Source organism: Peterkaempfera podocarpi (assembly GCF_042466665.1).
GTDB classification, from domain to species: Bacteria; Actinomycetota; Actinomycetes; order Streptomycetales; family Streptomycetaceae; genus Peterkaempfera; species Peterkaempfera podocarpi.
Map to the genome: position 1 here is coordinate 1,198,403 of NZ_CP162102.1, position 25,738 is coordinate 1,224,140.

Here is a 25,738-nt window from a genome sequence, read left to right on the forward strand (position 1 = left end):
GCAACGGACACTGCTATGACTCTCCTCAGCCCTCGGCAAACCCCCACCACGGCACCCGCAGCCACTGCTTCGTCCCCCCGGAGCCGCAGCGGACGGCAGTCCCGCCGCCGGTCCGAGCCCACCCCGGCCGTCCGCAGCCTGATCTCCGACCTGGACCTGGCCCGGCCCCGCAAGCGCGCGATCTACTTCACGGTCCTCACGCTCACCACTGTGCTGTTCGCGGCCGCGTTCCTGTTCCCGCTGTACTGGATGGCCACCGCAGCCCTGGAGACCCCCGCCCAGTTCGCCGCCGCCACGCCGACCCTGATCCCGCGCTCCGTGCACCCCGAGGCCTACAGCCAGGCGTGGAGCCAGATGGACATCGCCCACTTCTTCCTCAACACCGCCTATTACGCGGTCGGTGGATGGTTCGTCCAGATCGCCGTCGACGTGAGTTCCGCCTACGCGCTCTCCAAGCTGCGCCCCGTCTTCGGCAAGGCCGTCTTCGCCGGCATGCTCGCCAGCCTGATGCTCCCCTCGGCCGCCCTGCTGGTGCCGGCCTACCTGACCGTCGCGAACCTGCCCATCCTTCACATCAGCCTGCTCAACTCCCCCTGGGGGCTGTGGCTTCCCGGCGCGGCCAACGCATTCAACATCTACGTGCTCAAGCGGTTCTTCGACCAGATCCCGGGCGAGCTGCTCGACGCCGCCCAGATCGACGGCGCCTCACGGCTCCAGGTACTGCTGCGCGTCGTCCTTCCGCTGTCCCGCCCGGTCCTCGCCGTGATCTCCATCTTCGCGGTCATCGGGATCTGGAAGGACTTCCTGTGGCCACTGCTCGTGCTCCAGGACCCCGACAAGCAGACCCTCGCCGTGGCCCTGCACCGCCTGTCCCTGTCCAGTTCGCAGATCCCGGTCACCGAGATGATCGCCGGTCTGGCCATCGCGGCGGCGCCCATGATCGTGCTCTTCCTGTTCTTCCAGCGCCACATCCTCGGCGGACTGTCCGCCGGCGCCGTCAAGGGCTGAGCAGCACCCCGGCCTCCGCTGCACGGACCCCTCCAGGAACACCCTCGCCGGCCGAGCAGGCCGGACGGCACCCCCATGCCCGGACCGAGGAGCCACTCGACACATCGCGTCCCGGCCGGGCGGGCGGGCGGGCGGGGGAACGATCCGGACCCTCGCCGACCGCACCAGTCCCACCGCCCCGCCCCCGCCCCCGCCCCCGCCCCCGCCGCGGACTTCACCTGCGCCCCCGCATGTGGAGAGCCCGCCACCATCAGCCTGCCCGCCGGACCGGTAAGCGCAGTCATGCAGCTTTCGGTCGACGGCAACACCGTCCGGCAGACCGCGCAACCAACCGAGTCCCAGTTCTCCAGCCGGCATCGCACGCGCCCGAACCGGTCCCGGGACCACGGCCCAGGCCCGATTCCCGGACGCCGAACGGCCGTATCACCACAGTAAGGAGCACTCCCCCATGGCACTCCGCACCGATGACAACGGGCCCGAGACAAACCGCGCGGACCCCTGGTGGCGAAGCGCCATCATCTACCAGGTGTACGTCCGCTCCTTCGCGGACGCCAACGGTGACGGTGTTGGCGACCTCGCCGGCGTCCGCGCCAAGCTCCCCTACCTCGCTGAACTCGGCGTCGACGCGCTCTGGTTCAACCCCTGGTACGCGTCCCCGATGGCCGACGCCGGGTACGACGTCGCCGACTACCGCCAGATCGACCCTGCCTTCGGCACACTCGCCGAAGCCGAAGCGCTGATTGCCGAAGCCCACGGCCTCGGTCTGCGCATCATCGTCGATGTCGTCCCCAACCACGTCTCCGACCGGCACGTCTGGTTCCAGGAGGCTGTCGCCGCAGGTCCCGGATCCGAGGCCCGCGAACTCTTCTGGTTCCGCCCCGGCCGCGGCGAGAACGGCGAACTGCCCCCCAACGACTGGAAGTCGGAGTTCGGCGGCCCCGCCTGGACCCGGGTGGCCGACGGCGACTGGTACCTGCACCTGTTCGCCGCCGAGCAGCCGGACCTCAACTGGAACAACCCCAAGGTCCGCGAGGAGCACGAGTCCGTCCTTAGGTTCTGGTTCGACCGCGGTGTCGACGGCGTACGCATCGACTCCGCGACCATGCCCGCCAAGGACCCGCTCCTGCCGTCCTTCGCCCCCGACCACTCCCAGACTCAGCCGCCCAAGCCCCACCCGTTCGTCGACCGCGACGAGGTCCACGACATCTACCGGGCCTGGCGCGCCGTCGCCGACAGCTACTCGGAGCCCAAGGTCCTGATCGGTGAGGTGTGGCTCGCCGACCCGGGGCGCTTCGCGGCGTACCTGCGGTCCGACGAGATGCACTCCGCGTTCAACTTCGACTACCTCAACTGCCCCTGGGACGCCGGCACGCTCCGCAGCGTCATCGATGCGACCATCGATGCGCACGCCCCCGTCGGGGCCCCGGCCACCTGGGTGCTGTCCAACCACGACGTCACCCGTCACGTCACCCGTTACGGCCGCGCCGACAGCTCCATGGGACGCAGCCCCGCCCAGCACGGCGCACCCGCCGACCTGGAACTCGGCACCCGGCGGGCACGAGCGGCTCTGATGCTGAACCTCGCCCTCCCCGGATCCTGCTACCTCTACCAGGGCGAGGAACTCGGTCTGTGGGAGGTCAGCGACATCCCCGACCAGCTGCGCCAGGACCCGTTCTTCCACCGCAGCAACGGTGCGGACGTCGGCCGCGACGGCTGCCGGGTGCCCCTGCCGTGGGCCGGAAGCGAGGCCCCGTTCGGCTTCAGCCCCGACCGGGCCGACGCCGATCCCTGGCTCCCCCAGCCCGCCGCGTGGGCCGGTCTCACCGCCGAGGCGCTGGACGCCGACCCGGAGTCGATCCTCAACCTGTACCGGGCGGCGCTGGCACTTCGGAGTGACGAGGCAGCTCTGCACCAGGACGACTTCGACTGGCGCTCAGCCCCTGGGGATTCCGTCCTCGACTTCCAGCGGGGCCCACACTTCCGCTGCATCGTCAACCTCTCGGACCAGCAGATCCCGCTCGACGGGGCGGAGCGAGTGCTGCTGAGCAGCGGCCCCCTCGCAGACGACGGGAAGAGCCTTCCTCCCAACAGCACCGTGTGGCTGCGCAGGTGAACTGAGCGGTGTCACAAGTCGGCGGACCCCAGGAGGAGACGAGCCGACCTGTCCGCCGGCAGGCAGTTGCCCCGGCCGCCCATCAGGCGGCCGGGGCAGTCGTTCGCTGCCGGAGAGCGCCCGCTCAGACCTGAGCCGCAGCGGCGAGGGAGCGGAGCGGCCCGGTGCTCCCGCGGACGACGAGTTCCGGCTCGTGCAGAAGCTCCTTCGGCGTCGGCGCCCCGCTGGCGATCTGGTTCACCAGCAGGGTGACGGCCGCGCGGGCCATGGCATCGATGGGCTGCCGCAGGGTGGTCAGCGGGGGGTCCGTGAAGTTCATCATCGCGGAGTCGTCGAATCCGATGACCGAGATGTCGTCGGGCACGTTGAGGTTCATACGGCGCGCCGCCCTGATAGCGCCCAGAGCGAGGATGTCGCTGCCGCAGATCAACGCGGTTGCACCCGCGGTGAGGAGTTCGGCCGCCGCCGCTTGGCCGCCCTCGAAAGAGAAGAGGGCGTGGGCCACCCTGCCACTGGTTGGCTGGCTGGACTGCGCATGCAGACGTGCGAAGGCTTCGGCTTTCCGCCGTGAGGGCGCATGGTCGGCCGCACCGACCAACAGGCCCATGGTGCGGTGGCCGAGGGCCACCAGGTGGCTGTACGCCTGTTCCACCGCCGCTTCGTCGTCGGTGGAAACATGCGGGAATCCATGCCGGCCGGCCAGGTTTTTGTCGGTGATTTCACTGCCGGAAAATTCTGAATAATCCACAGCCGCATTGAGAAGCACCACCGGAACCCCACGGCCGATCAACTGACCGTACTCCTCGGAGCTCAGTCCGCCGCAGAAGACGACCCCCGACACCTGCTGGTCGAGAAGCATCGTCACATATTCGGCCTCGGTGAGGCCGCCCGCAGTCCGGGTGCACAGGACCGGCGTGAACCCCAGTTGCACCAGGGCACCTCCGACCACTTCGGCAAGAGCGGGGAAGATGGGGTTCTGCAGTTCCGGGACCACCAGCCCCACCAACCTGGCCCTGACCCCTCTCAGCTGCGTCGGGCGTTCGTAGCCAAGTACATCCAGTGCAGTGAGAACGGCCTGCCTGGTGGCATCCGCCACCCCCGGCTTCTCATTGAGGACCCGGCTGACCGTTGCTTCACTGACGCCGACCTTGGTGGCAACTTCTGCAAGTCTGCGACTCATGGTCGCACATTCTCCAAGAAAATAGTGGACTTGCATAGGCAGTCATGTTGATTTCACGCAAATCCCATGCATTTGCCGACGCACAGAGGATTCTTGCGCAAGATGTTGCGCTGCGGCGTATTGGCTTGCCCAGTCCTCGCGTTTCGCACCATTTGCGCGGCATCGGCCTGACGCGCTCGCAGTCGCGGCACACCCGCCGGAGGACCGCCGCGGCTTCCGGGGCGTGCGCCCCGGCGGGGGGTCAGGGCCCGGCGGTCTGCGGCTGCGCCGTGTGGGCGCGGGTGATCGGAAGCAATGCCGGAGGCAGGCAGCGGGGTCCGGAGACCCCGGCTGCATGCCCGCCGGGGCGGCATGTCAGACGATGGCAAGCCGGTCCACCAGCAGCTCCACCCTGCGCTCGGTGAACTCCGGCGGGAGCCGTCGCGCCCGGGTCAGGGTGGCCAGTCCGTGCAGGGCCGCCCAGAACGTCTCGGTGAACAGTCCCGGGTGGACGCCGTCCCCGGCGACCTCGCCGAGGCTCTCCAGCAGGGCGGCGAAGGCGTCCTTCAGCGGCTCGGGGGTGTCTTCGTGTGCGAACGCCAGGCCGCCGTCGAGCTGGAAGATGGCGTCGTAGACCGCCGGATTGCGCTCGGCGAAGTCGAGGTAGGCGCGGGCGAGGGCGGCGACCCGGGCGCGGGGGCCGTCCGCGGCGGAGGTCGCAGCCCGCAGCGCCGCGGCCAGCTCGGCAGCACCCTCGAGGGCGACGGCGCCGATGATCTCGCGCTTGCCCCGGAAATGGCTGTAGAGGACGGGCTGGCTGTATTCGATGCGCTCGGCGAGCCGGCGGGTGGTGACCGCGTCCCAGCCCTGCTGCTCGGCGAGTTCGCGGGCCGTGGCCACGATGAGGCGCTCGCGGCCCGCCCGTTCGCGCTCCTTGCGTTCCTGTACCGACATGATTCGATCCTAGCACCGCTAGACAATCAAGCGGCAGCAGTATTAGCGTTGCCTCATCAGCTAGCAGCGCTAGATCCCTGGAGGGGTCATCATGCTCAACGCACTAGAGGTGTTCACCACCGTGGTCGTCGGCCTGATGGTGGGAGTGGAGTTCTCCGTCGCCTTTGTCATCAACCCGATCTTCAACGGACTCCCCGAGGACAGTGGCCAACTCGGCCGCGCCCACGGGGGCCGGATGCTCGGTGCCGTGATGCCGTTCTGGTACATCGGCTCGCTCGTCCTGAGCGCGGTCTGGGCCGTCGCCGGATGGCACCGCCCCGGTGCCGGCCTCGTCGTCATCGCCGGCGCGCTGCTGATCTTGAGCGTGATCATGTCGCTGCTGCTGCTCGTCCCGATCAACAACCGGGGCAAGACGTGGACCCCCGAGAACCGGCCCGAGGACTGGAAGGAGCAGATGAACCGCTGGGACCGCTACCACTACGTCCGCGTCGCCGTCATCATCGCCGCCTTCACCCTGCTGGTCACCGCCCTCGCCTGAACCCGCGGGCCGACACCACGCCGGCGGCGTGCAATCCCCACTCCCCGGGCGGCAGCGTGCCACCCGAATCCCGACATCCGGGAAGGCAGCTGCCGCTGAGCGCCCACACCTGCGATCCCGACAAGCCACGAGGACCGACGCGGCGGCCAATGACACCCCGTACGGCCTCGACGCATCAGCGACGCCCGCCCCGGCGAAGCTGGGACGGACGGGTCGAATCGAAGGGGCGCCGCATACCCACGGCGCCCCTTCGGCGTTGTCGCAGAGCTGCCTCGGTCAGCGACCGGCGGTCAGCGCCTGCTGCAGGACGTCGTGGACATAGGTGTTGGCGTGCTTGCCGGTGAAGCGGTCGGCGAGCGGGCCCACTGCGGTCACCGGCACGTCCACGCCCGTGTGGCCGGACGTGGTCCAGTCGATGTAGAAGGTCTTCTCGCTGCCGCGGATGGAGAACGGACCGTCCTCGGCCGAGATGCCGGTGCCGGACTCGTCCGCGGCGTCGGCCTCCTCCACGGCCAGGCCGCCGGTCTCGTGGTCGCCGGTGACGACCAGCAGGGTGTCGGGGTGGGTCGCGACGTAGGCACGGGCCACGGCGACCGCCTTCTCCAGCTCCTGCATGGACTGGAGGACGCGGGTGCCGTTGTTCGAGTGCGCGAACTCGTCCACACCCTCCTCCTCGACCATGAGGAAGAAGCCCTTCTTGTTCTTGTCGAGCGTGCTCAGCGCCTTGCTGGTCATGGTGGACAGGCTGACCACCGGGGCGTACACGTCGCCCTGCCCCTCGGCGCGCTGCTGGAACATCTCCTCGTTGGCGAACAGTCCCAGGAGCTTGCCGCCCTTGGCGCGGTCGAGCTGGTCGGCGTTGGAGACATAGGTGTAGCCGGACTTCTTGGCCTGCTCCACCAGGTTGCCCTTGGTGCCCTTGCTCGCCTCGGACGGGTCCTCTGCGGGCTGGTCCTTGAAGGCGCCGGCACTGCCCGCGGGCAGCCACCAGTCCTCGCCGCCACCCAGGATCACATCGGCCTTGCTGACCTGAATGTACTGACGTGCGATCTCGTCCTGAGCCGACCGGTTCGCGGTGTTGGCGAAGAAGGCGGCCGGGGACGCGTCGGTGACCTGCGCAGTGGTCACCAGGCCGGTGGCCTTGCCAGCAGCCTTGGCCTGCTGGCCGAGGGTGGCCAGCGGGTTGCCGTCCACGTCGACACTGATCGCGCCGTTGTAGGTCTTCTCACCCGTTGCCCAGGCGGTCGCCGCAGCGGCGGAGTCGGTGATCACGGCCTTGGGGTCGTCCGGGTCGGTGGTCAGCTGGCCGGACACCGGGAGCTTGTCCATCGCCAACTGCCCCTGAAGGCCGGCCAGATGCAGGCGCGCAGCCTGACGGGCCGCAGCGCCCATGCCGTCGCCGTTGATGAAGATGACGTTCTTGGCAACCGGCGCCTTGCCCGCTCCATGGGAGTCCGAAGCCGACGCACCAAGTGTCGGGTTGACCACCATCGTCACTACCGCAGCGGCAGCCGCGGCAGCCGCCGGCGCCGCCAGGCGGCGGGCCTTGTTCACGCGCTGGGACACGAGGTCCTCCATAGTTCAGTCTTTGCTGTTCTCAGGGCAAAGCTTTACTTTGTCCGGCGCGAGACTTTAGGAGCCCTAAAAGGATTATTGACGAAGAGCAGATGATCGGCAGCCGACGGAAGCACCCATCCTGGATGAACAAGGCCCGGGGGCGACCGGTCCAGGCGCTCAGCGTCCGACGAGGGCGGTGCAACCGAGAACGCGGTGCGGTCCACAGAGGAGTCGACGAGTCCGACGATGACGTCGGTCAGCCGGTCCTCTCGTCGAGTACGTCAAGCGCGCGTTGGTCGGCACGACCGACGGCCGGATGAACCTGATCAACGAACCGCAAGACCCTCGGTTGGTAAGCGTTGGGCAGCATCTCAGCGGACCGGTGGGGTCGGTCCGACTCCATGACCGGCATACCTTGCCCCGACTGACCGCCGGTCACCGCACCACGCTGGCCGATCTGGCATGGATCTGGCACCACTCTCGCGATTTGGATTGCCCACCCGTGAGTCACCGCATGGAAGGATGATGACGTGAGCGCGGATCCCCACTCAGCCTCAACAAATGCGCGAGAGCAGCAGGCGATCGACCCCAGCGCCGGCGGCGCGAGTGAGCCATGGCCCACGGGGAAACTCACCGCGCTGCGGCTCGGGCGGCGGCTGGTCACCGAGGTCCCGACATCGCGGCCAGGACGCCGGGCCTTCGTGGACATCACTCCCGGACCCAGCGCACATGATGCCCAGGCGCAACAGGAGGGCCGGGTGCACAACGATGCCGGCTGGAGCTTCCGCGTGGAGCACTGGGAGCACGACGCTGATCGCATCGCCGACTTCGACCACGACATCGGCGCAGTACTCGTGCGAACAGTTTCAGCCGAAAGCGAGTCCGAGCTGACCAGCGTACTCAGCGCTTGGCAACTGCCTTCGCAAAGCTTCGTCTGTCCCTGGGTCAGCGAAGACCCCGAGTAGCTAGAGGTGATCGTCGCGGTGCGATGATGCAGACGTGTCCGCTGAGTGAGCCCTGCCTTGTGAGTTCGAGCCGGGCTCCGCGCGACCTGACTCAACCCGAGTCCGTAGGCGGCTTATGGTCCCTGCTCGGCCGTCCCGTTCCATCGTCGTTCAGCGACGTTGATGTCTCCTGGTGATGTCAGCCCAGCCTTCGTGAGATCGCTACCCAGCAGCCACAACCTGGCCGGCCGTGACCTGAGGAGGGTTGGGGAGCAGTGACGCGAGGTTGTCTCGTACGAAGTCCGCCGCCCTTTTGATCGACTCTTCGGCCCCGGCTTCGTCTGCAAACACGCTGGTGGAGATCATCACTCCGTCCCCGGCGTCAACCCAGTAGTAGGCCACGAATCCGGGAATCTGGCGGAGGGGAGGCAGAAATCCCTCGTCCACTCGGCGTCCCACCTCGGCAGGATCGGTCACGCCCTCGTACCGCCGAACTGCTGCGTACATAGCCGATCTCCTCACGGTCCCGAGGTCATCTCACGCGAAACGACGTACCCTCACCACGCGTCTTTCGCTCGCAAGACGCCCGGAATGCACTCGGATAGCCGCATGGGTGATCCCAACCGGGCATCTGCTACGGCCGGGGCCGGGGCGAACCAGCGACCTTCCGCTTTTCAGGCGAGTACATCTGCCCAGTAGATCGCGCTGTCGCGCGGCACCGTGAGACACCGCGACGTACCGTGAGAGTCGCCCACGTTACCGTCACACTGCCGTCAGCCCTGCGCGGTTGGCAGGCTGCGCGCCCTGCCCCTAATTCCCTGAGCGAAGTCCAAGCGAGCTGTGCAAGACGGCCCCAGCAGGAGCGTCTTCCGAGCCGGACTTTGCACGGTGGAGTTCCGGCCTTCCCCTGGAGAGGCCCCCGGGGGTGATCGTCCCCTGCACGTCCGACGTGCCGCCTCGCGCGGCGTGCTGTCGAGTTCGCATCCGCCACACGCTCATGCGTGAGCGATGAGTTTGGGCGGCGGATCGGGTCTGCCCTGGCATGACTCGAATCATCACTGACATCTCGGTCTCTCTCGACGGCTTCGCCACAAGGCCCGGCCCCAGCCCGGACAACGGTCCGGGCACCCGCGGCGAGGCCGTGCACACATGGGCGGTTTCCGACGACCCCAGCGACCGCTGGGTCCTGCGCGAGGGGAGCGCCCGCCCGGGCACCGTCGCCCTCGGCCACCTCTTCGACGTTGTCGACGGGCCGAAGGGCTGGCACGACACGCCCTGCTACGGCGCCGGCGAGGTCGAGAAGCCCTCGTTCGCCGTCGTGACGAGTTCGCCGCCGCAGTCGGTGCGGACAACCAACCGCGACTGCACGTCCGTCACCATCGGCCTGCCCGACGCCGTCCCTGCCGCGCACGAGCCAGCCGAGGCCGCGGAGGCGTCGGACAGCGCCAAGAACCTCGACGTCATCCCCATGGGCGGCGGCGCCACGATCGGCTCGGCACTGGAGGCCGGGCTGGTCGACGCACTGACGCTGCACCTCGCGCCGATCGTGCCGGACACCAGGACACCGGTGTCCACCGGCGAAGTACCGCGCACGCCGGTGCAACACAGCGTGACCTCGACACCGACCGCAACGCACCTGACCTACGACTTCTCCCGGTGATCCCATGACCACTGTCAACGTCAATGAGATCTCCTTGGGCATCGAGTCGTTCGGTGACGACGACGCGCCACTCGTCCTGCTCGCGGGCGGGACGACGATGCTCTCCTGGCCCGACGCACTGTGCGAGCGCCTCGCCGCCGGCGGACGCCGAGTGGTGCGCTACGACCTGCGCGACAGCGGGGAGTCGACGACAACGGATCCGCAGGCACCCGCCTACACCCTGCGCAGCCTCGCCGCCGACGCGGCGGCCCTTGCCGACACACTCGGCGGAGCCCCCGCGCACCTCGCGGGGATCGGCGTCGGCGGGATGGTCGCCCAGGTGGCCGTGCTCGACCATCCGGGCGCGTTCTCGGCACTCACCCTGGTCGGCACCCGCGCGGTTGCCCCTGGCCCGCCCGACGACGACCTCCCCGACCATGACCAGACGACGATGAGCCGGCTGTTCGCGCGTCCGATGCCCGATTGGACCGACCGCGAGTCGGTTGCCAAGTTCGCCGCCACCGGCGCGGAGATCCTCGGCGACGACCCCCTCGCCGCGCACGCAGTCGCCGCGCGCATTTGGGACCGCACGCCCGGCACCACACCCCCGGTCCAGATGGCCAACCAGATGGGCTTGGTGTTTTCCAGGCTCGACTGCAAACCCCGCTGGCGCGAACGCCTGCCCGAGATCGAGGTCCCCACGCTCGTCGTCCACGGCCGCCGCAACCGGTTCTTCCCCGTCGGCAACGGCGAGGCGATCGCGCGCGAGATCCCCAAGGCGCGGCTGCTCGTACTCAAGGAGGCCGCCACTGCGATCCCCGATGCGGCAGTCGGTGAGGTCACCGAGGCGATGCTCACGCTCGGATAGAGGACGGCGGGTGCCGCGCGGGTCTGGCCTCCACGCAGCAGCGGACGTCGGAGGCCCGATCCGCCTGCGCACCCGCGACCGGCACGATTCCTTCTGTCAGGAACGGTCAGCTCACTGCCTGCCTCCGCCTGCGGTACGCCCCGCCGGGCGGCGCACGCCGAAGACAAGAGCGCCCGCCCGAGCGGGGGCGGGCCGCGCCGCGTAAGCCGCGTGGTCCTTGATGAAGTAGCGAAGACGGCAGTAGTCGGGCCCGGGCTCAATCGATCGCGTACCGGGCGTGTTCGATGTGCCAGACATAGGAGCACGCGATGGACTCCATGGCTAGGGCATGCCCCGCGAGCAAACCCGTGCCACCGTCGGTCAGTTCGGTGATCCGGGCCCGAACGATGGCGGCGCGTTCCTCGCCCATGCGGGACGCCTCGGCAAATGCCGTTGCCAGGTCACAGTTTCGCTGGTTCATGATCAGTGCGATCAGGTTCAGCGACTGCGGGCCTCCCTGCGCCGACTCACGGGCGTACGACCCGAGATCATTCATCAGACCGGCCAGGTCGGCCAGGGCCGACTCGAGCTGTCGCACCGCCCCGGCGTTCCGCGTCTCCTCCGGAAGCTCGTACCGCAGGGCGATCTCCGCGGTGGCCATGAGCGTCCGGACGAACACGGTGTGGGGCCGGATCGCGAGATAGTCGCGCACGGTGACGCGATCGGCTACGGGCAGGTGGTGGGCCTCCCAGAGGATCCCGAAGAGGGTGTCCCGCAGGCAACCGGTGACCCGCAGGTACTGGGCGGGTGTGGCTCGGCTCCGGAGTCGTTCGAGGAGGTCCTGCAGCGCGGCGCCGAAGGGGTCCGCGTCGCCGGGCGGCTCACCGTCGGCGAGGAGATGGACGAACTCCCCCACTCTGCGGACCAGCTGGGTCAGATCGTCGGCGGCCCTGGTCTCTCCGTGGACGTCGTCGAACGCCGTGAGCCACAGGAAGAGGTCGGCGCAGAGCGAAAGGCTGTCCGGATCCGCGGTGGGGAAGGTCCGGGCCACCCCTTGGCCCACGATGTTGCACAGCGTGCGCAACCCGTCGGGCGGGCCGAGGAGCGGGAACCTCCGAAGCCATTGCCCTACGTGCTGCTCGATGTGGTCCGCGTGCGGGCTGGCCGGGAAGGGTCCGGGGAAGGTGCTGCTGAGGTCGGGCATCGGCAGCACCGCGGTGCCCGACCGGTCGGCCTGGCTCACGCGGCCTCCCGCACGGCCGCGGGCACCCTGGGCTCGGCGATCATGTTGAGGGACGAGGGGTGCACGGTGAGCTCCCCCAACGGCCGCACGGTTTCGCCGGCTACGGGCCGCATCCGCCAGCGGGACGCGATGAGTGCGGTCATGATGACCGATTCCGTCATGGCGAACGCGTCGCCGATGCACATCCGCTTGCCGGAACCGAAGGGGATGAAGGCGCCCCTCGGCGGCTGCGGGCGCTCCGGCAGCCAGCGGTCGGGGTCGAAACGCAGCGGATCCGGGTAGATGTCGGGATCCCGGTGCAGGGCGTAGATGCTCCAGAGCACGTGCCGCCCCGCAGGCAGGTCGAAGTCCCCGAGCCGTACGGGCTCGGTGGTCTGCCGGGTCACCAGCCACCCGGGGTGGTACAGGCGCAGGGTCTCGCTGACGAGGTTGCGGGCGAAGACGAGGCGGGGAATGTGCTCGGAGGTGATCGGACCGCCGTCGAGCACGGCGTCGACCTCCTCGTGCAGCCTGCGCTCCAGGTCGGGGTTCTGGCCCAGTTCGTGGAAGAGCCACGACATGGTGACGCCCGTCGTCTCGGAGCCTGCGGCCAGCAGTCCGATGATCTCCGACAGCAGTTCGTTCTCGGGCAGCGGCTCACCGGCCTCGTCCCGGGTCTCCAGGAGCATCGACAGGAGGTCCTCGTAGGCGTCGGGGTTGGCCCGGTGTTCCTCGATGATGCCCCCCACCTCGGTGCGCAGCAGGTTGCGGGCGGCCTCGAGCTCCCGGTTGCGTTGGGTGGGCAGCCGCTCCAGCAGGGCCACGGGGATCAGGACTCGCCGGATGGCAGCCCGGAACACCGTGTCGACCGCGTGGAGGATCGCGCGTGCCCGCCCGCGCTCCGCGTTGAAGGAGGCCAGCACGGCCATGGCCACGTCCTGGGCCATCAGCTGCATCTCGGTGCCGAGGTGGAGCACCTCCCCCTCGCGCCAGCCGGCGATGGTGGGCTCCACCGTCTCCCGCATGGTGTCGACGGACCGGCTGATCTGCTCACGGTGGAAGGAGGGCTGCAGCAGGCGCCGCCGCTTCAGATGCGGCTTGCCCTCCGCGACGGGCAGGGCCTCCTTGCCGAAGAGCTTGAGCTTGTCGCCCAGCAGTCCCTTGGAGAAGGAGTTGGACTTCCCGGTGAGCATCTCGTGGATGAGCTCGGGTGCGTTGACGGCGGTGACGGTCATGGGTCCGAAGGAGAGGCGGACGACCGGCCCATAGGTGCGCAGGCGTTGCACAAAGGCCAGGCGGTCCTTGAGCATCGGCAGGACATGCCCGATGAGCGGCACTCGCTCCGGAGCCATCGGCGGGACATGTGGGTCGCCGGTCATCTGTCTGTTCCTTCCACAAGGGGTCCGTGCATCAGTGGGTAGGTGCGGTCCGTCGACCGGCTCAGCCGTGGCGCGTCCGCAGCGCTTCCCGCGCCGCGATCACCTCGGCCTGGATCATCGCTTCCGGCGCGTAGAGCGTCTTGTCGTGCCAGAGCGCGGGGTGCCGATGGTCGGGGTTGTGCGCTGTCTCGTGGAGGAAGGTCTCGGCGCGGCTGAGTGCGCGGTCGAGTGCGCGGTCGAGTGCGTCGGCATGCTCCGCGTGTCGCGGCTGCGTGAGCAGGATTTTCACGGCGTAGGCGGTCTCCTCGGCGGTGCCGCCCCAGATGCCCCAGGAGCCGTCGTCGTGCTGGCTGGCCAGCACCCAGTCCGCTGCCGCCTCGGCAGCCTTCCGTCCTCGGGGATCGCCCAGCGAGGAGAGCGCCGTGACGCATCGCTCGGTGGCGTAGTAGGGGGAGGCGTGCCACTTGTCGGGCCAGTACCCCGCGGGCTGCTGCTGCTCGATCAGCCAGTCGGCGACCCGGCGCACCGTGGGTCCGTACGTCGCTCCGGCCTCGGGACGGTGGTGCAGTCCGGCCTGGAGTGCCTGGAGGGCATGGGCGTTGGCGGTGACCGAGCCGGTGTCCTCGCCGATGTAGCAGTCGTAGTGGCGTCCGTTGTCGAACATGGCGAGCGGCGCGGGATCAAGCGGCTGGTCGACGAGCGCGGCCACGAGCAGGGCCATGGCGGTGTCGTCGGCGTCCACCATCAGTCCGGGCGCGCCACGGACACCCTCGGGGTCGAATATCCGGTCGACCCAGGTGCGGACCGTGGGCAGGCAGGAGGGCGGCAGTCCGGGGCGGGCCAGGGCGGCGGCGACCCAGAGCCGCTCGAAGACCGTGATCGGGGCGGCTTCCGGGAAGAGGCCGCCGTAGCGCTGTGCCACAGCGGTCAGTTCCCTGGCCGCGTGCTGCCGGGAGCCCGGGGACGGTGCCGCGGCGGCCCATGCGGCGGTGGCGGCCGGGGAGCTGCCGAGCAGCCCGTCCACTGTGGGCATCAGCGTGTGGGGGAGGTACCCGGCGACGCCTTCGAAGGTGTGGTGGAGCTTGAAGGGGATGCCCCCGGCTGCCTGGCATCGCCGGGCGACCGCTTCGGGTGCAGCAGCGTGGTACCCGCGGGGCACCTCGGTACGCGTGCCGCGGTGCCAGGGTCCCAGGTGGGGAAGGTCGCCGACCGGGGTCTGGTCGAGGTGTTCGTTGATGGCGGCAACCAGGCCAGGGACGAGGATCTCGGCCGCCGCGGTGTCCGGCCACGGCCCGGCCGGGGGCAGGGCGCGCAGGGCGGCGAGCCCCCGGGCCGCTGCCGCCGCGAGGCGGTTCGCCGTGTCGTCGGCCGGCTTGTCCCGCCGCAGGACCGCCAGTGCGGCTTCCACCGCGCTCAGGGTCGGCAGCAGCCGGTAGGGTGCGGGCCCTTCGCCCCAACTGCCGTCCGGGGCCTGCTCGCTGATCAGGTGGTCGACCCGGGTCCGGCCGCCGGGCAGCCACGGCGCCGTCGAGAGGACCCGTGCGGTCTCATACAGGGACGGCCGGACGCGTCCCCAGCCGTCGGCGTCGACCGCGGCGATCAGATGTGTCGCCTCGTCGGTGCGGGTGTCGTCCGCCGGCTGGTCCTCGCCGGCCGTCGCCAGCGCCACTGCGGCCCCGCCGGGCTCGTACCACTCGTTCATGTTCTAGGCCTGTCGTGCGGTTGCGGATTCGGCGATCGTGCGCAGCGCCGTGACGGCGGCGGCCGGGAAGGGGACATGGTCGAGCGCCGCCATGGCCTGCTCCCGCCGGGTGCGGATCATCTCGTCCACGGTCTGCCGGGCACCGGTGCGGTCCAGGATCTTCCGGACCGCGGTGGCGTCCTGCTCGTCCACGTCCGGGCTGCCGAAGACAGCGCGCAGCTTCCGCAGCTCGCCCCGGGAGGCCCGCTGGACCGCGAGGGCCATCAGGACGGTGGCCTTGCCGGAGCGCAGGTCGTCCAGGACCGGCTTGCCGGTCTGGCGGGGATCGCCGAACACCCCGAGCAGGTCGTCGCGGAGTTGGAAGGCCTCGCCGAGCGGCAGCGCGAACTCGCTGCAGGCCGCGAGGATGCCCGGGGAGGCCCCGGCGAGTGCCGCGCCGATGTGCAGCGGCCGCTCCACGGTGTACTTCGCCGTCTTGTACCGCGCCACCCGTAGTGCGGTGTCGACGTCGTCGGACAGTCGGCCGGTCGTCTGGAGGTCCAGGTACTGGCCGTAGACGACCTCACTGCGCATCTCGTCGAGGAGCGGCAGGACCTGTTCCAGGCGTCCGACGTTCAGGCCTGCGCGGTGGAGCAGTTCGTCGGACCAGACCAGTGCCAGGTCCCCGAGGAGCACGGCGGCGCCCAGGCCGTGCTCCTCGGCCCGGTCGCTCTGGCCGCCGTTGGCGGTGTAGGCGGTGGCCAGCGCACGGTGGGCGGAGGGCTGACCCCGGCGGGTGTCGCTGGCGTCCATGACGTCGTCGTGGATGAGGGCGAAGGCCTGGAACAGTTCCAGGCCGGCGGCGGCGTCGGTCACCGCGGCCGGGTCGCCGTCCCCGCCCGCGGCATGCCATCCGCACACACACAGCACGGGTCTCAGTCGCTTCCCGCCGTCGAGGAACCTGCGGAGCAGGGCTATGAGAGGAGGGAGTTCAGGCCCGGGCGCCGACTGTTCCTTGGCGTCCAGGAACCCGGCGAGCGTCGCATCGACGTCCCGCCGTGCGGCCGAAAGGTCCAGCACGGCGGGATCGGGTATGAGGTCCGGCGCGGGCGGCGTGAGCCCCTGGTCGAGAACTGTCACGGCAGTTTCCTTCATTGAGCGGACATGGTCATGAACACACATCCCCAGGTGGTGCAGGTGTCACTCCCTGGGGCCGGAGTGAACGCCTCGTCAACGTGCTTCGCTGCCGTGACAGGGTGGTGCGCAACGCTGTTTCAAGCCTGCTTACACAGGCACGCGGTCCTTGTCGGCCGATGTCGGGGCCGCGGAGCGGCGGTGCCAGGGAGTGACACCCTTCGCATCCGGGGCCAGCGGAGTAAAGCGGGCGGGCAGCGCGGTGAGGCTCCGGTAGACGGGGCCGCCACGGTAGATCAACTCATCCGCCGGCACGGCCAGTTTGATGTCGGGCAGGTAGGAGGTGAGCCGTTCGATCGCAGCGGTGGCCACCAGCACGGCGATGGATCGGGCCGGGCAGGCGTGGGGGCCGGCAGCGAAGGCGAGATGGGCCTTGTTCCCGGAGCGGTGGCCCTCCTGCGGCGGATTGCTGTGCGGGCAGGAGTTGGCAGCCGCGTACGAGACCATGACAGGCGAGCCCGCCGGGATGACCGAGCCGTAGAAGCTGACCTCGTGCCGGGGGAAGTGGAGGCTGTAGTTCGCCAGGGGCGAGTCGTTCCACAGCGCCTCGTCGATGGCGTGCTGGATCGGCAGGCTGCCGGTGGTGAGCGTGCCGAAGTAGCGGTCGTCCGACAGCATCCGGGCCAGGGTGCTGGCGATGAGGTTGGTCAGCGGTTCGTTGCCCGCGCCGAGCACGATGATGACCTGCTGGAGGACGTCCTCGGGGGTCAGCTGGTTCGGGTGGTCGATGAACCACGAGGTGAGGTCGTGTCCGCGCAGTTCCGCCTTGGCGGCATAGAGGCTGGTCAGGTAGGCGTTGAGCGACTGCGCGCCGTCGGCCATCCGCGCGGGGTCGTTGCTCACCATCCCGGTGAGGGCCTGCAGGAGCTGAGGGGCGTACTCGTCAGGCATGCCGAACAGCGCATTGAAGACCATCAGGGGAAGCTGCTGCGCATACTGGGCGACCAGGTCGACGGTGCCGTCCTCCGCGAACCCCTGGAGCAGCGTGTCGGCGAAGCGGAACGTCAGTTCCCGCACGTCGTGGGGGTCGAGCAGGCTGAAGCTGTCGGTGATGACGCTGCGCAGGTGGGCGTGCTGGGTACCGTCGGCGAAGAACAGACTCGGCCGCCACTGCACCATCGGAATGATCGGGCTGTCCGGTGGCACCTGGTCCACCCAGGGGCGGGTGTCCTTGGACCAGGTACCCGTGTCGTGGAACAGGTCGAGCGCGGCCCGGTAGTCGGTGATCAGGTGGACGACGACACCGGGGGCGATCTCCGCGAGGCCGATCGGGCCCTGCAGACGCAGCAGCTCGTAACTGCGGCTGGGGTCGGCATCGTGTTCCGCCCCGTAGATGCGTACGGGAGCGGCAGGAGGAGTGACGGTCACGACAGGTCGTCTCCGGCTCGGGCTATCAGGTGGGCGGTCAGGGCGATGAGCGCGTCCAGGCTGGAGTTCTTCTCCCTGGCGTCACAGATGACCAGCGGAGTGCGCTCGTCGAGGTCGAGCTTGGCCCGCAGGGTCTCGAGGTTGTAGCCGGGCGAGGTGGGGAAGGTGTTCACCGCGACGGCGTAGTCCAGGCCGCGTTCCTCGATGAGGTCCATCACCTCGAACGACTCCGCCAGGCGCCGGGTGTCGACCAGCACGAGGGCGCCGATGGCACCGTCGGCGATGTCCTCCCACAGCGGCAGGAACCGACGCTGCCCGGGCGTGCCGTACAGGTACAGCACCACCTTGGCCTGCGGCACCGTCAGACGGCCGAAGTCGATGGCGACGGTGGTGGTCGTCTTGCCGCGCAGACCGTCGAGAGTGAGGTCGTCGGCCGCTGCGGCGGCGTCGGTCATCACCTCGTCGGTGTGCAGCGTCGGAATCTCCGACAAGGTCCTGATCGCCGTGGTCTTGCCGATGCCGAGAGGGCCGGCCACCAGGATCTTCAACCGCTGGTGGTCGTCTTCGGGCAGGTACACGGGGCTCGGGCTAGTTCTGCTTGAGCGCGCGGAGTCCACTCAGCACCCCCTCCAGGAGTTCTTTGGACGGACGGTCGGCGTGCGCGTCGGGGACCAGTGCCTCCGGTGTCGGCACGCGAACTTGCAGATAGCCGCCATCAAGGAGTTGAGCGACCAGGACCTTGCACACGCCGACCTGCAGCCGCAGGTAGCCGGCCGTCTCACCGACGGTCAGGGTGCCCCCGGCGAGCAGCGAGATGATCCGCTGGTGGCCGGGGGTGTGATGAGGGGCGGGAGGAAGACCGGTGGCAACCACGGCAGTGAGCAGTTGAAGCGTGTTGCGCGTGGGGGTGCCGGTGCCCCGGGTCGCCAGGTAACTCGGAATCATCCGCCGCCGTACCGGGCCGCGGGTCACGACGCTGAGCCTCCTTGCGCGCGGGCCGGCACGGACATGAGCTGTTCGCCGAGCTTCTTCGCCTGACGCGCCATGATGTGGGCGACCGTTCCCATGGGCATGTCCGGACCGCCGCTGACAGCGATGAAGGTATTGGTCCTCACACCGGCCGGCATGATCATGTAGGTGCCGTAGGCATTCTGCACGGTGACGGTCGTGACGGGCGACCCATCCGGAGCGTCCAGCGCCGCGTTGGCCGCGGCGCGGGCCGCGCCGTGCAGGGCGGCGGTCATGGCGGAGATGCCCTCCGCGGTGTCACGAAGGAGTCCCTCGGATGCGCCGATCACCATGCCGTCGCTCGACAGGATGAGCGCGTGCCTGACCTCCTTGCTGATCTCGGTGATGGGATTCAGGACCCACGACGGGTCCTCGATCACAGGGCGCGAGGTGGACGAGGTCACGATTCTTCCTTCGGGTCGGTGGGGGCGAGACCGGCGGCGATTCCCTCCTGGAACTGGCTCCAGGTGTCACGAGCCTCCTCGGGGTTCAGCTCCCGGGGCTCGACGGCGGGGGCATCACCACGGGCCGGCTCCGTCCGGGCACGGCGGCGGCGCTGGGGCAGGCCGCTGCCGTCGTCATCCGGTGCTCCGTCCGCAGCAGGCGGCGTGGGCCACTGGGGTGCCGTAGGCGGCGCGGCAGGCAACGGGGCCATCGCCGAGATGGGCTCGGCCTCCTCATCGATCGTGGTCAGCAGGTGCGCAGGGATGGTGACGATGGCGCGGACCCCGCTGTAGGGAGAGGGCTGGTCCACCGAGACCTGGAAGCCGTGGTCGGCGACGAGCCGGCCGATCGCTGCGAAGCCGAGGGCGGGCGGATCGCCGAGCTCGGTGAGGAGCGTGTCCTGGTGCTCCTCACCCGAGACCAGGCGGACTCCGCGCTGAGTGGCCTCGGCGCTCATGCCCTTGCCCGCGTCGTCGATGGTGACGCAGACGCTGCCGTTGCCGGTCTGGATGACGCTGACCTCGACCGCGAGGTCGTCGCGGGAGTGCTCCAGGGCGTTGGCCATGAGCTCGGTGAGGGCCACCGCGATGGGCTCTGCAGCGCGGCCCACCACCCCGATGTTGGGGGCGAGCAGCCTGGAGCTGATCTTGATGCGTTCGTAGCCGTGCAGTCGGGACGAGGCCCCGCTGACGATCTCGACGACATAGGTGTCGGGACGCACGTGCCCGGGCCAGGCACCGCACACGATGGCGGCCTTCTGGACCAGGCGGATGGCCTGTTCGTTGAGATGGTCGACCCGGAACAGGCTGTCCATCAGTTGCGGGTCGTCGAAGTCGTTCTGAAGGGTGTCGACCTGCGTCTGGAGCCGGTACGACAGGGCCTGGATGTCCTGACAGGCGCCTCGAAGGGCCGCACGGGCGGAGGCGTCGATCCGGCGGCGTTCCTTGGTGACGGTGTCGGAGAAGTGGCCGAGCACGGCATCGAGTCGAGCGGCGTACTCAGTTCCGGTAAGTCGCTCGTTCTTCAGGCCGGGAACCGGGTGGTGCGCGCTGATCATGTGCAGCGCCAGGCCGGGAAGCCGGCTGGCGACGAGGTGCTGCAGCTCGTCGTCGAACTGCTGCGCCTGATTCCTGGCGGCGGCCATCGCAAAGGTCAGTTCTTGTGACTGTGCGGCCAGTTCTTGCGACTGTACGGCCAGCTCTTGTGACTGTGCGGCCTTCTGGGCGGCGAGGGCGCTACGCGAGCGCGCCAGCAGTACCGAAGTTGCGGCACCGGCAGCGGTCGTAGCGCCGAGTACCACCGCGGCGGCGTCGGAGATCGAGGTCAACGGTCAGGGGTCCCTCGGGATTCGAGCCGACTCCGAGGGCCAGACGCTGAGGAGCCACCCGGTTCGCAGGGAGCGGGTGCGTGGCCTCCGGAGAACCGGCGGATTACAGACGGACAATGGACAGCTCGGCCACCACTGGATGTGGCGAGAAGTGCTGAGGCGATGGGCAGCTTAGACTGTCAGGGCCACGACATCCATGGGCTCCACACCTGGGCACCTGACGCCCTTCGACGTCACTGCAGAGCCGGGTCGAGCGAGGGCATGAACTGCCCCCATCAGGTCAGGGTCGAACTGCCGCCACACCGGACGCTGTTGCTCCGCATGGGACGTCCACCATCCCTGCGCTCGGAGACCTGTCGACCGTGACGATCATCTCGCACTCCAATGGGTACTGCCCCGGGCCAAGAAGCCAGCAACTGAGAGTGATGACACCCCGCTTGATCAATAATTAGATCACATCGTAGACACAAGATGACCCCCTAGGCACCCAGCTGATCGTTTCCCGATGAGATCTGCTCAGCCCCGTGTTGGGCAGGCTGAGAGAGCAAGGTCTGGCAGCCGTCGGCAGCGGTTCGCTCCAGGGTGGACGGCTCTGGCTCGTACTCGGCGGTAACGAACAGTGACGGGCATCGTTGGCAAGGGGTTCGGGATGTCAACGAGCTTACGTTCCCGGTGTTTTCGGGGTTGCCGACGCTGGTCGTCGAGGATGCAACGGATGAAAACAGGGCCATCCGGGACGGCCCGGACGCAGGGTGGAGCGGTGCCGTGTCCGGCGTGCGGGGCGCCGACGGAGAAGGTTCATGGCCTTCCTCGTCGGACGGTCACGGAGGTGCCGGTGGACAGGCGGCGGGTCGTCGTTCCCAGGTGTCCGGGATGCGCGTGCCGGGAGTCGATCTACGGCGGAGCGGTGACCAACTGGTCCGCGTCGAAGGCGTCGGAGCGGCTGCCCCGGTCGCGGGCGCGATCTCGGCGAGGGGCACGGGGAACATGCGGGGCTGTGGCGTGATGGCCGGCGCCCGGCTGCACCGCCCGGCGGGCGAACCACACCGCGCAGCCGTCCTACCCGACCAGGCCCTGACCGGGCTCCAGGCGATCGAGGGCGTCACCACGGCAGCCACCGCCCGGGGCGCCGACGACCCGTACAGCGGCACGCCCTCCCCCCGGCCGTCGTCTTCGGCATCGGTGAGGGTGCTTCGATGCGCTACGCCGACGGCAGCGCCAACGCCGCCAGAGCCTTCCTCAAGTCACCGCGTGAGCAGTAGTCAGTCGCCTGGCGCGCTCGCGCGGCTCTGGCGTGTTCGACTGCTGTCCGCGTCGAGGCCGACCACCGCTCGACGGCGCCCTGGATCCGTGCCGTCGAGCACGAACTCAAGCTCAAGCTCAAGCGGGCGGCGTGACCGACGACCGGACGCCGAACCACTGCTCGGCGCCGTACGCCTGGAACCGCTCCACCTCGGTGAACCCCAGCTTCGCCGCGAGGCGCATCGAGCGGGCGTTGGCGGTCTGGGTGTAGAGCACCACCGGCTCACCGGGCAGCTCGCCGGCAAACCAGTCGAGCGCCGCTGCGCACGCCTCGGTGGCATACCCGCGCCCCCACGCCTCCGGCAGGAACAAGTAGCCGAGCTCGGTCCCCCCGGCTTTCCGGCGGCTACCCGAGAGCTCGGGGGCGTGCGGGTCGAGCTGGATCGTGCCGATCACCGCTCCGTCGAGCTCGACCACGAAGAAGCCGGGGCGCTGCCCGGGCACCTCAGGCACGGTGCGTTCGAGCTCGGCACGCGGTCGAGGGCCACCGAGGTAGGTGCTCACCTCCGGCGAGGCGTCCAGCTCGATGACCACCGCACGGTCCCGGGCCTCGGACTCGCGGAGTACCAGCCGCGCGGTCTTGATCGGGGCAGGTGGCCAGGCGAGGGATCGGGAGTCAGCCATACCGGCCAACCTAGCCAGCGGCCCCGGAGGCGATCAAGGCCCCGGCCCGATCAACTCTCCGTGCCCGGGGCCTCACCCTCACCATCGAGGGCCGGGCCCGCCGACTTCGCCCAGCTGTTGATCTTCTACGCCATCCTCGCGGCCGCCCAGCCGGTCATCACCGAAACCATCGCCGAACTGCACGACGGCTCCTCGCGCGGCAAGGCCATCCGCGTGCTCAACGGCGTGTTCGCCCTGGCCGACGCGGTACCCGGGCCGAATCAGGGCCGAAGGCTCTCCGGCGGCTCGCGCGAGGACTGGAGACCGCCGCGAGGGATGTCTTCCGCTGCCAGGGTGTCGACGGTGGCGGCGCCCGAGAGCAGGTGAGACGGGCGCCGGCGCACTGGCCTGCGCGGGGTGAATCTTCATTTAAACTATGGGGCGGCCACGGGGCCGCGGCTCGTCGCTGGGCGACCGCGGAACGGCCAGGCCGGTCGGTCGAGGAGAGCGGCCTGAGTCGGGGCCTTGGTCCGGACGAGGACCACATGACGCTGATCATGAAGATCCTGGGGAATCGCATGACCGCCGACGTGCGTCTCAGTGGTGTGGGGCGCCCACCCCACCCGCCCACGAACAGAAGACCCCCAGGGAGAAGTGAGGTATGCCAGTGATCTGCGTCGGAGGCATGATCGGAATCGGCAAGACGAGTGTCGCCGAGCTGCTCGCCAAGGAGCTGGGCAGCGACGTCTTCTACGAGAGCGTGGAAGACAATCCGATCCTTCCGCTCTTCTACACGGCGAGCCCCGAGGAGATCCAGGCCAAGCGCTACCCCTTCCTGCTCCAGCTCTACTTCCTGCAGACGCGGTTCGCCGCGATCAAGGAGGCCTACAAGCAGGGCGACAACGTCCTCGACCGCTCCATCTACGAGGACTGGTACTTCGCCAAGGTCAATCACGACCTGGGCCGGATCAGCTCCCTCGAGATGCAGGTGTACGAGGGGCTGCTCGACGAGATGATGCGCGAAATCGACGGCCTGCCGTACCGCAAGGCACCCGATCTCATGGTCTATCTCAAGGCGGACTTCGAGACGGTGCTGCACCGCATAGGGTTGCGCGGCCGCAATTTCGAGCAGGACGAGAGCCTCGTCGAGTACTACCGGACGCTGTGGTCCGGCTACGACGACTGGGTGCACAAGCACTACTCGGCCAGCGAGGTCCTCGTCATCGACATGAACCACACAGATGTGGTGAACAACCCCGAGGACGCGGCCCGCGTGGCGCAGGAGGTCAAGGACGCTCTGGCGGCGGTCGGACGCCGGGCCTGAAGCTGCTCCACGGGGGACGCTCCATGTCTTTCGCCGGCCGGTCGGTACATCGCGCTTCGCCCGATACGGCCGGCGTCCGTGACCGCTGAGCGCCGCCGGGCCGCCCAGCTCAGGTGGCCGCGGCGACGTTCAGAGCGGTAGCCCTCCCGCCTCCGGCCGACGACCGAACCGGAGGTCCCCGGAGACGGGAGGCTTGGCGGCTGCTCCGCGGTTCGGCCATGCGATGTCGTCGACGGCGAGAAACAGCTCGCGGGCCATGGTCCCGGGGGTTGCCCCGGTGAACGCCATGACGTCACGGTGCAGGTGGGACTGGTCGGCGTAGCCGGCGTCGGCCGCGACCCGGGCCGCGCCCTCACCAGCGACCAGGCGGTGGGCGGCGTGGTCGAAACGGGTCAGCTTCACGGCGCGTTTGGGTGGCAGGCCGAGCTGCGACCGGAACCGGGACCAGAGGCGCTTACGGCTCCATCCGACCTCGGCCGCGAGTTCTTCGACCCGGGCCAGGCCACGGCTGTCGGTGATCCGGTGCCAGGCCCAGGCCACCTCCGGGTCCACCGGCGGCCCCGCCTCATGCCGGCGGGCGAGCAGCTCGTCCGTCAACGCGAAGCGCTCCGGCCACGACGAGGCATCGCCCAGTTGCTCGCGGATCCGGGACGCCTCCCGGCCCCACAGGTCACCCAGGGACATGACGGCGCCGTCGAGGTCTGCGGGGGCGACGCCCAGAACCGCGCGTGCGATCACCGGGGACAGGCGCACCTGCACGCACTCGACGTTCTCTCCCCACGCCCGGACCGCACCTCCGGAGCCGAACCCGGGCCCGGCGACCATGCTTCCCCGCTGCTGTCCGGCGGCACAGTCGAGGACGGGCAAGCCGGCGCCGAACTCCAGGAGCAGGGTCACGGCCGGGTGCGGGACCATCCGGAGCGCGTCCAGGTCACGGACACTGAACCCGGCCATGGTGACGCCGGCCACCCTGCTGGGTTGCTGCGGGCACTCGACGCCCCACATGGCCGCACCACGCACGAAAGTCCGCACCGTCCCATGCTACGTGAGCCCGCCAAAGGCCGTCCCGTGACGGCTGGTCATGGCTGAGTCGATCTCGGAGCGGCGGATGTGATCACGGCGTCGGACCGTCCGATCACGCCGCTGTCCTCGCAGACCCCGAGGGCCCCAAGTCCTGAACCTCCTGCCCCGATAGGCAGTGCGGGACAGCCTCCACGGGGAACAATCGTCCAATCCAACGGCGCGTACCGGCGGAGACAGTGGGCTCATGACTGTTTCTGACGGCGATCCGTACGTGAACGGCGGCGCCGAGGCCGCCGAGAGTTCAACCCTGTCGCTGGACGACGGCGACATCCACCTGTGCCAGGACGGCCCCCGCGACGCCCCCGCGCTGCTGCTCATCCACGGGTCCGCATCCTCGACTCGTTCATGGGATCCGATGGTTCCGCTGCTGACCGGATCCCATCGCGTCATCCGGATCGACCTGCTCGGGCACGGCCGGTCGGCCAAACCGGCCGACCGCAGCTATGCGCTCCCGGACCAGGCACGCCGGGCCGGAGTGGCACTGGACCGGCTCGGCGTCGAGCGCGCCGTGGTCGTCGGTCACTCCAGTGGCGGCGTGGTCGCCACCGCCCTCGCCGAACAGCGACCCGACCTGGTGACCGCGCTGGCGCTCATCAACACCGGACCCAGCCTGGGCGCCTTCATCGCACCGCCGTCCGCCGCAGTCGGACCCTCGCAGTGGCCGCCGACCGACGAGCAGATCCACCAGTTCGCGAGCACCGGTTTCAGCCGGGCGGGGTACCAGATCCCACCGGAGCTCCTGGACGATGTGCGCGGTATGACCCACCACACGCTCACCGCATCGATGCAGGCCACCCGCGACTACCTGGAGCAGCAGGCACTCCCGGACCGGCTGTCGGCCCTCGGCAAGCCGCTGCTGGTGATCTTCGGCGAGGACGACCGCAGGTGGCGATCCTCATCCGCCGCCGACTACCGCGCTGTTCCGGGCGCGAGAGTCGAGTTGCTGCCCGGTCTCGGACACTCCCCCATACTCGAGGATCCCCCGCGGGCCGCCGCCCCCCTGCTGACCTTCACCACAACCCACGCCGTGCAGGTGGGCTGAAT

At 69.4% G+C, this 25,738-nt stretch carries 24 protein-coding genes; 9 read left to right on the forward strand and 15 right to left on the reverse strand.

The window, feature by feature from the left end; all coding sequences use genetic code 11:
* Positions 1-15 precede the first annotated feature (15 nt).
* Both AB0761_RS05350 and AB0761_RS05355 read left to right on the forward strand, forming a co-directional pair.
* Complete coding sequence (locus AB0761_RS05350; protein WP_377267793.1) at positions 16-1,008, forward strand: carbohydrate ABC transporter permease; 993 nt, start codon at positions 16-18, stop codon at positions 1,006-1,008.
* 448 nt (positions 1,009-1,456) lie between these two features.
* Complete coding sequence (locus tag AB0761_RS05355) at positions 1,457-3,121, forward strand: alpha-amylase family glycosyl hydrolase (protein WP_377267794.1); 1,665 nt, start codon at positions 1,457-1,459, stop codon at positions 3,119-3,121.
* Positions 3,122-3,245: 124 nt separating this feature from the next.
* Here the strand turns inward: AB0761_RS05355 and AB0761_RS05360 are convergent, their stop codons facing one another.
* Both AB0761_RS05360 and AB0761_RS05365 read right to left on the reverse strand, forming a co-directional pair.
* On the reverse strand, positions 3,246-4,301 hold the full coding sequence (locus AB0761_RS05360; RefSeq protein WP_377267795.1) for a LacI family DNA-binding transcriptional regulator: 1,056 nt from the start codon (positions 4,299-4,301) through the stop codon (positions 3,246-3,248).
* Positions 4,302-4,655: 354 nt separating this feature from the next.
* Positions 4,656-5,234 carry a TetR/AcrR family transcriptional regulator gene (locus tag AB0761_RS05365; protein ID WP_377267796.1) on the reverse strand — a complete coding sequence of 193 codons (579 nt, stop codon included), beginning with the start codon at positions 5,232-5,234 and terminating at the stop codon, positions 4,656-4,658.
* A 91-nt stretch (positions 5,235-5,325) separates the two neighbouring features.
* On the opposite strand from AB0761_RS05365, the gene AB0761_RS05370 reads away from it, so the two are divergent.
* Complete coding sequence (locus AB0761_RS05370) at positions 5,326-5,772, forward strand: DUF1772 domain-containing protein (protein WP_377267797.1); 447 nt, start codon at positions 5,326-5,328, stop codon at positions 5,770-5,772.
* Positions 5,773-6,048: 276 nt separating this feature from the next.
* Here the strand turns inward: AB0761_RS05370 and AB0761_RS05375 are convergent, their stop codons facing one another.
* Positions 6,049-7,263, reverse strand: a complete 1,215-nt coding sequence (locus AB0761_RS05375; protein ID WP_377273941.1) for an alkaline phosphatase — start codon at positions 7,261-7,263, stop codon at positions 6,049-6,051.
* 596 nt (positions 7,264-7,859) lie between these two features.
* On the opposite strand from AB0761_RS05375, the gene AB0761_RS05380 reads away from it, so the two are divergent.
* On the forward strand, positions 7,860-8,294 hold the full coding sequence (locus AB0761_RS05380; RefSeq protein ID WP_377267798.1) for a hypothetical protein: 435 nt from the start codon (positions 7,860-7,862) through the stop codon (positions 8,292-8,294).
* Positions 8,295-8,495: 201 nt separating this feature from the next.
* Here AB0761_RS05380 and AB0761_RS05385 read toward each other — a convergent pair whose 3' ends face one another.
* A complete protein-coding gene (locus tag AB0761_RS05385; RefSeq protein WP_377267799.1) occupies positions 8,496-8,780 on the reverse strand; it encodes a hypothetical protein in 285 nt (94 codons plus the stop codon).
* A 535-nt stretch (positions 8,781-9,315) separates the two neighbouring features.
* Here AB0761_RS05385 and AB0761_RS05390 point away from each other — a divergent pair.
* Both AB0761_RS05390 and AB0761_RS05395 read left to right on the forward strand, forming a co-directional pair.
* Positions 9,316-9,933, forward strand: a complete 618-nt coding sequence (locus AB0761_RS05390) for a dihydrofolate reductase (protein ID WP_377267800.1) — start codon at positions 9,316-9,318, stop codon at positions 9,931-9,933.
* A 4-nt stretch (positions 9,934-9,937) separates the two neighbouring features.
* Positions 9,938-10,780 (forward strand): alpha/beta fold hydrolase, encoded by an 843-nt coding sequence (locus AB0761_RS05395; protein ID WP_377267801.1) that lies wholly within the window; start codon positions 9,938-9,940, stop codon positions 10,778-10,780.
* A gap of 256 nt (positions 10,781-11,036) precedes the next feature.
* Here the strand turns inward: AB0761_RS05395 and AB0761_RS05400 are convergent, their stop codons facing one another.
* From AB0761_RS05400 to AB0761_RS05445, 10 genes are all read right to left on the reverse strand, one after another.
* The gene (locus AB0761_RS05400) at positions 11,037-12,002 is read right to left on the reverse strand and encodes a terpene synthase family protein (RefSeq protein ID WP_377267802.1); all 966 of its coding nucleotides are present in this window, start codon (positions 12,000-12,002) and stop codon (positions 11,037-11,039) included.
* Positions 11,999-13,360, reverse strand: a complete 1,362-nt coding sequence (locus tag AB0761_RS05405; protein ID WP_377267803.1) for a cytochrome P450 — start codon at positions 13,358-13,360, stop codon at positions 11,999-12,001. Before AB0761_RS05405 ends, AB0761_RS05400 begins: the two co-directional genes overlap by 4 nt.
* A 61-nt stretch (positions 13,361-13,421) precedes the next feature.
* The gene (locus AB0761_RS05410; protein WP_377267804.1) at positions 13,422-15,062 is read right to left on the reverse strand and encodes a prenyltransferase/squalene oxidase repeat-containing protein; all 1,641 of its coding nucleotides are present in this window, start codon (positions 15,060-15,062) and stop codon (positions 13,422-13,424) included.
* Between the two features lie 3 nt (positions 15,063-15,065).
* The gene (locus AB0761_RS05415) at positions 15,066-16,181 is read right to left on the reverse strand and encodes a polyprenyl synthetase family protein (RefSeq protein ID WP_377267805.1); all 1,116 of its coding nucleotides are present in this window, start codon (positions 16,179-16,181) and stop codon (positions 15,066-15,068) included.
* 144 nt (positions 16,182-16,325) lie between these two features.
* Positions 16,326-17,603: a cytochrome P450 gene (locus AB0761_RS05420; RefSeq protein ID WP_377267806.1), complete on the reverse strand. Its 1,278-nt coding sequence runs from the start codon at positions 17,601-17,603 to the stop codon at positions 16,326-16,328.
* A complete protein-coding gene (locus tag AB0761_RS05425) occupies positions 17,600-18,181 on the reverse strand; it encodes an ATP/GTP-binding protein (RefSeq protein ID WP_377267807.1) in 582 nt (193 codons plus the stop codon). The genes AB0761_RS05420 and AB0761_RS05425 overlap by 4 nt, the downstream gene beginning before the upstream one ends.
* A 10-nt stretch (positions 18,182-18,191) precedes the next feature.
* Positions 18,192-18,575, reverse strand: coding sequence for a DUF742 domain-containing protein (locus tag AB0761_RS05430; RefSeq protein ID WP_377267808.1), 384 nt, complete (start codon positions 18,573-18,575; stop codon positions 18,192-18,194).
* Complete coding sequence (locus tag AB0761_RS05435) at positions 18,572-19,015, reverse strand: roadblock/LC7 domain-containing protein (RefSeq protein WP_377267809.1); 444 nt, start codon at positions 19,013-19,015, stop codon at positions 18,572-18,574. Before AB0761_RS05435 ends, AB0761_RS05430 begins: the two co-directional genes overlap by 4 nt.
* Entirely contained in the window at positions 19,012-20,382 is a 1,371-nt protein-coding gene (locus AB0761_RS05440) for an ATP-binding protein (RefSeq protein ID WP_377267810.1), read from the reverse strand. Before AB0761_RS05440 ends, AB0761_RS05435 begins: the two co-directional genes overlap by 4 nt.
* Positions 20,383-21,762: 1,380 nt before the next feature.
* Positions 21,763-22,308, reverse strand: a complete 546-nt coding sequence (locus AB0761_RS05445) for a GNAT family N-acetyltransferase (protein WP_377267811.1) — start codon at positions 22,306-22,308, stop codon at positions 21,763-21,765.
* Positions 22,309-22,425: 117 nt separating this feature from the next.
* Between AB0761_RS05445 and AB0761_RS05450 the strand changes: the two genes are divergently transcribed.
* Positions 22,426-22,674 (forward strand): hypothetical protein, encoded by a 249-nt coding sequence (locus AB0761_RS05450; RefSeq protein ID WP_377267812.1) that lies wholly within the window; start codon positions 22,426-22,428, stop codon positions 22,672-22,674.
* A gap of 274 nt (positions 22,675-22,948) precedes the next feature.
* Positions 22,949-23,611 carry a deoxynucleoside kinase gene (locus tag AB0761_RS05455; RefSeq protein ID WP_377267813.1) on the forward strand — a complete coding sequence of 221 codons (663 nt, stop codon included), beginning with the start codon at positions 22,949-22,951 and terminating at the stop codon, positions 23,609-23,611.
* A 129-nt stretch (positions 23,612-23,740) separates the two neighbouring features.
* On the opposite strand, the gene AB0761_RS05460 is transcribed toward AB0761_RS05455, so the two are convergent.
* Complete coding sequence (locus tag AB0761_RS05460; protein ID WP_377267814.1) at positions 23,741-24,643, reverse strand: helix-turn-helix domain-containing protein; 903 nt, start codon at positions 24,641-24,643, stop codon at positions 23,741-23,743.
* Positions 24,644-24,878: 235 nt separating this feature from the next.
* On the opposite strand from AB0761_RS05460, the gene AB0761_RS05465 reads away from it, so the two are divergent.
* Entirely contained in the window at positions 24,879-25,736 is an 858-nt protein-coding gene (locus tag AB0761_RS05465; RefSeq protein ID WP_377267815.1) for an alpha/beta fold hydrolase, read from the forward strand.
* Positions 25,737-25,738 lie beyond the last annotated feature (2 nt).

Bases quoted from the DNA above. Each gene is read 5' to 3' on its own strand.
- AB0761_RS05410 (WP_377267804.1), bottom strand. From the start codon at position 15,062: ATGAACGAGTGGTACGAGCCCGGCGGGGCCGCAGTGGCGCTGGCGACG.
- AB0761_RS05365 (WP_377267796.1), bottom strand. From the start codon at position 5,234: ATGTCGGTACAGGAACGCAAGGAGCGCGAACGGGCGGGCCGCGAGCGC.
- AB0761_RS05360 (WP_377267795.1), bottom strand. From the start codon at position 4,301: ATGAGTCGCAGACTTGCAGAAGTTGCCACCAAGGTCGGCGTCAGTGAA.
- AB0761_RS05455 (WP_377267813.1), top strand. From the start codon at position 22,949: ATGCCAGTGATCTGCGTCGGAGGCATGATCGGAATCGGCAAGACGAGT.
- AB0761_RS05385 (WP_377267799.1), bottom strand. From the start codon at position 8,780: ATGTACGCAGCAGTTCGGCGGTACGAGGGCGTGACCGATCCTGCCGAG.
- AB0761_RS05395 (WP_377267801.1), top strand. From the start codon at position 9,938: ATGACCACTGTCAACGTCAATGAGATCTCCTTGGGCATCGAGTCGTTC.
- AB0761_RS05405 (WP_377267803.1), bottom strand. From the start codon at position 13,360: ATGACCGGCGACCCACATGTCCCGCCGATGGCTCCGGAGCGAGTGCCG.
- AB0761_RS05375 (WP_377273941.1), bottom strand. From the start codon at position 7,263: ATGGTGGTCAACCCGACACTTGGTGCGTCGGCTTCGGACTCCCATGGA.
- AB0761_RS05465 (WP_377267815.1), top strand. From the start codon at position 24,879: ATGACTGTTTCTGACGGCGATCCGTACGTGAACGGCGGCGCCGAGGCC.
- AB0761_RS05355 (WP_377267794.1), top strand. From the start codon at position 1,457: ATGGCACTCCGCACCGATGACAACGGGCCCGAGACAAACCGCGCGGAC.
- AB0761_RS05370 (WP_377267797.1), top strand. From the start codon at position 5,326: ATGCTCAACGCACTAGAGGTGTTCACCACCGTGGTCGTCGGCCTGATG.
- AB0761_RS05445 (WP_377267811.1), bottom strand. From the start codon at position 22,308: ATGGCTGACTCCCGATCCCTCGCCTGGCCACCTGCCCCGATCAAGACC.
- AB0761_RS05350 (WP_377267793.1), top strand. From the start codon at position 16: ATGACTCTCCTCAGCCCTCGGCAAACCCCCACCACGGCACCCGCAGCC.
- AB0761_RS05390 (WP_377267800.1), top strand. From the start codon at position 9,316: ATGACTCGAATCATCACTGACATCTCGGTCTCTCTCGACGGCTTCGCC.